This is a genomic window from Kitasatospora sp. NPDC029367 (genome assembly GCF_055569135.1).
This window is the reverse complement of sequence record NZ_JBVHYH010000156.1, coordinates 1-3,402: the sequence shown is the minus strand read 5'-3', so window position 1 is coordinate 3,402 and position 3,402 is coordinate 1. Positions and strand designations below refer to the sequence as shown.

3 protein-coding genes are annotated in these 3,402 nt (G+C 73.6%); all 3 read right to left on the bottom strand.

Annotated elements, in window-relative coordinates; genetic code table 11:
• Positions 1 to 161 precede the first annotated feature (161 nt).
• The gene (locus ACZ4W5_RS37900; RefSeq protein ID WP_465659801.1) at positions 162 to 836 is read right to left on the bottom strand and encodes a nucleoside/nucleotide kinase family protein; all 675 of its coding nucleotides are present in this window, start codon (positions 834 to 836) and stop codon (positions 162 to 164) included.
• Positions 837 to 875: 39 nt separating this feature from the next.
• Positions 876 to 1,862, bottom strand: coding sequence for a S66 peptidase family protein (locus ACZ4W5_RS37895; protein ID WP_465659799.1), 987 nt, complete (start codon positions 1,860 to 1,862; stop codon positions 876 to 878).
• A 213-nt stretch (positions 1,863 to 2,075) separates the two neighbouring features.
• Positions 2,076 to 3,164 (bottom strand): tryptophan--tRNA ligase, encoded by a 1,089-nt coding sequence (gene trpS, locus ACZ4W5_RS37890; RefSeq protein ID WP_465659797.1) that lies wholly within the window; start codon positions 3,162 to 3,164, stop codon positions 2,076 to 2,078.
• Positions 3,165 to 3,402 lie beyond the last annotated feature (238 nt).

Sequence of the window (3,402 nt, the reverse complement as noted above, 5' to 3'; positions counted from 1 at the left end):
CGAATCCAGCCGCAATCCGATAAAACGCACACGCCGAATAAGCACCGAGCCGAGACGCGAAAAAGCGAAACGACCGGCACGAACCGGAAGTGGTGATTCAGGGGATTGGCCGCTCCGGGACCGTCCGCGCCGATGCGTGTCCGGTGCTCCCTGCCGAGCGACTAGGAAACACTACCCCTCTCCGGCGCCTGGAGCAAACGCGTTCCGGGGACGGTCCGGGTGCAGAGCGCCCGGCCCCGCTTCACGTACTCGCCGTTGGGGTGGTCGTTGCCGGTGGCCCAGCGCAGGGCGGTGGCCTCGTCCCGGCCACCGTCGCGGTGGCGGCGGAGCAGCCGCTCCTCGCGGACGGTGTCGTCGGTGTCGACGTACCAGAGCTCGCGCAGCAGCCGACGGGCCTCCGGCCACGGGGCGTCCGCGGAGGCGAGGTAGTTGCCCTCGGTGATGACCAGACGGGTGTGCGGGCGGACGACGTGGCGGGCCGCGACCGGTTCGTCCAGGGTGCGGTCGAAGTCGGGAACGTAGATGTCCTGGAACCGATCGGCCGCGACCCTGCGCAGCAGGGCGACGTAGCCGTGGGCGTCGAAGGTGGCCGGGGCGCCCTTGCGGTGGGTCAGTCCGAGGCGGTCGAGCTGGGCCGTGGAGAGGTGGAAGCCGTCCAGCGGGAGGTACGCGGCGGTGCCGGGGCCCTCGGCGCGTTCGACCTCGGCGACCAGGTGCCGGGCGAGGGTGGACTTGCCGGCTCCGGGCGGGCCGACAAGTCCGAGGATCGTACGGGCGTTGCTGCCCGGGCCGCGGAGGAGTCCGAGGGCAAGGGCGGTGAGGCGGTCCTCGTTCATGGCCGCACCCTACTCACTGGCCCGGGGCCGGCGGCCGACTCAGGCGGGAGCGGAGGCAGGGTCGGGAGCAGAGGCGGGAACGAGGGCGGGCAGCTCCAGGGTGAGCGTGCCGGCGTCCGCGTCGAGCAGGGCGGGGACGCCGAGCGGGACGGTCAGGGTGGACGGGCAGTGGCCGAAACCCAGTTCCCAGAGCACGGGCACCCCGAGGCCGCCGAGACGGTCGAGCATCACGTCCCGGACCCGTTCGGGCCGCCCGCAGCCCTCCCAGGAGCCGAGGGCTATGCCGGCCACGCCGTCGAGGGCGCCGGAGCGCAGGAACTGGGTGAGCAGCCGGTCGAGCTGGTACTGGTGCTCGTTGACGTCTTCGAGGACCAGGATGCGGCCCGCGTAGGAGGGGCGGGCGGCGGGCGTGCCGCGTTCGGCGACGAGTACGTGGAGGCAACCTCCGGCGGTGATGCCCCGGGCGCGGCCGGGGACGAGCGGGCCGGCGGTGGGCGAGGTGAGGACGGTGGTGGCGGCGGGCTCGAAGAGGGTCCGGCGCAGGTGCTCGGCGGTGGGGCCGTCCTCGACGAAGGAGGCGGCGGCGGCCATCGGCCCGTACAGGGTGGCGAGGCCGAGGCGCTGGGCGAAGGCCTCGTGCAGGGAACTGACGTCGCTGAACCCGATGAGGGGCTTGGGGCGGGCGGCGCGCATGGCGGTCCAGTCGAGCAGGTCGACGATGCGGTGGACGCCGTAGCCGCCGCGGGCGCAGATGACGGCGTCGACGTCGGGGTCGAGCCACGCGTCCTGGATGTCGGCGGCGCGGTCGGCGTCGCTGCCGGCCAGGTAGCCGAGGGTGGGGTGGGTGTCGAGGACGTGCGGGGCGACGGTGACGCGCAGGCCCCAGGATCGGAGGATCTCGCAGCCGGCGGTGAGTCGCCCGGCGTCGATCGGGCCGCTGGGGGCGACGACGGCGATGTGGTCGCCGGGGCGCAACTGCCGCGGGCGGGTCAGTCCCTGGCCGGGCGTGGTCGGTTGCTGGTCCATGGACCGGACCTTTCGGGGAAGGGGCGGGCTGTGGGCGGCCTCGGGGTGTGGTCGAGGCCGCCCGGTGACGATATGCCCGCGGGTCGACCGGCCGATGTCCGCGGCCGGTCGCGCCCCGGGCGGGCCGTCGACGAGCGCCCCTTGGACGAGCGACCCCTGGACGAGCGGACCGCGGACGGCCCGCGGTGGGGTGCCGCCCGGCTTGATGACCCTTCAGATCGCGCCCATCACCTCCCGTACCTCGGCGAGGGTGGCGTCGGCGATGGCGTTGGCCCGTTCGGCGCCCTCGCGCAGGATCTGCCGCAGGTGGCCACGGTCGGCGGCGAGCTCGGCGCGGCGGGCGCGCAGCGGGCGGAAGTACTCGTTGACGGACTCGATGACGGTGCGCTTGAGGGCGGCCGCGCCGCCGTCGCCGATCTCCTCGGCGATCGCCTCCGGGTCGCGGTCCTGGCAGAGCGCCGCGAGCAGGACGAGGCCGGACACCTCCGGGCGGCCGACCGGGTCGTAGCTGATGCGGCGGTCGGCGTCGGTCTTCGCGCCGCGGATGGTCCGGGCGGTGGCGTCCTCGTCGGCGCCGAGGGCGACGGCGTTGCCACGGCTCTTGCTCATCTTGCCGCCGTCGGTGCCGAGCAGCATCGGGGCGTCGGAGAGCAGCGCCCGGGGGCGGGGAAAGACGGCGCTGCCGTCGGCGTGCGGGTAGCGCTCGTTGAAGCGGCGGGCGATGGTGCGGGCGACTTCGAGGTGGGGCAGCTGGTCCTGGCCGACCGGGACGAGGTCGGCCTTGCAGAACAGGATGTCGGCGGCCTGGTGGACGGGGTAGGTGAACATCAGCCCGTTCACGGCGGCCTGGCTGGAGTGGGCGATCTCGTCCTTGACGGTGGGGTTGCGGCTGAGTTCGGCGACGCTCACCAGACTGAGGAAGGGCAGCAGCAGCTGGTTGAGGGCGGGGACGGCGCTGTGGGCGAAGATCGTGGCCCGTTCGGGGTCGAGGCCGGCGGCGAGGTAGTCGAGGACGAGGTTCTCGGTGTGTTCGGCGAGCCGGTCGGCGATGTCGCGGTCGGTGATGACCTGGTAGTCGGCGACCAGGACGAACATCTCGACGCCCTGGTCCTGCAGCCGGACCCGGTTCTGCAGGGTGCCGAAGTAGTGGCCGAGGTGGAGCGGGCCGGTGGGGCGGTCGCCGGTCAGGACCCGGTGGGAGGACGGGTCGTCGATCCGGTCCTGGGCGGTTCGGTCGGACGTGCCTGCGGTCAGGGCAGCGGTGCTTGCGGTGCTTGCGGTGGCGGTGGCACTGGTGGTCATCGGGTTTCTCCCTCGGTACGGCGGCGGTGGCGGCCGTCCGGGGCGAGGGGCCCGTCCCGTGGGGAAACGCGACAGGGCCGTCCATCCCGGACGGCCCTGTGGTCAGGCGAGTGGGGTGGGGGGGGGGGGGGGGGGAAAAGAAAAAAACAGAAGACACCCCCCCCCGCCTCGCAAACCACAACGCCCCCACCCGCCCCCCCTCCCCCCCCCCCCAAACACGTCGGCCCCCCCCCAACTC